Annotated in this window: 1 tRNA gene; it reads left to right on the top strand. The window is 58.8% G+C overall.

From position 1 onward, the window contains the following. The first annotated feature begins 108 nt into the window (after window positions 1–108). Window positions 109–184: transfer RNA gene (locus ASE31_RS20180), tRNA-Ala, on the top strand. The last annotated feature ends 27 nt before the right edge of the window (window positions 185–211 follow it).

The raw sequence follows: 211 nt of genomic DNA, 5'->3' as shown, positions 1-211 counted from the left end.
GTTGGTTAGAATACCGGCCTGTCACGCCGGGGGTCGCGGGTTCGAGTCCCGTCCACTCCGCCAGTTTATTGCCGTTGTGTGTCGCGTTGGTGGCGCACAGGGGTTTGTGGGGGTATAGCTCAGCTGGGAGAGCGCTTGCATGGCATGCAAGAGGTCATCGGTTCGATCCCGTTTACCTCCACCACGGTTTGTTGAGTCAGTCAGTGAGTTG

The sequence above is a fragment of the Acidovorax sp. Root217 genome (genome assembly GCF_001428645.1).
GTDB lineage: Bacteria > Pseudomonadota > Gammaproteobacteria > Burkholderiales > Burkholderiaceae_C > Acidovorax.
Note: the sequence above shows the minus strand (reverse complement) of the source record. Positions and strands in the feature narration are given on the sequence as shown.